Consider the following 226-nt stretch of genomic DNA (forward strand, 5'->3'; position numbering starts at 1 on the left):
CTAACCCGGTTCGAGCCGTCAGCGCATGAAGGGTTTCCACCATGCGCTTGATGCTTTTCTTCGATGGCCGGTACCCCAGGCGCGCCTGGCCGGTTCTCGCTGAGTACATCCGTCCGAACGAGTATCCCAGGAAGTCGAACTCTCCTTCCGGCGCCTTGCAGATTCGTGTCTTGTCCTCGTTGACCGTCAGCTTCAACTTTCCCATGATCTCGCGCAGTCGCGACAA

Annotated in this window: 1 pseudogene; it reads right to left on the reverse strand. The window is 58.4% G+C overall.

Features of this window, described 5'->3' with window-relative positions:
• Positions 1-196: pseudogene (locus tag AC5ZG5_RS46675) on the reverse strand (hypothetical protein); the annotation flags it as partial.
• Positions 197-226 lie beyond the last annotated feature (30 nt).

This window comes from Bradyrhizobium sp. Ses1 (genome assembly GCF_059512365.1).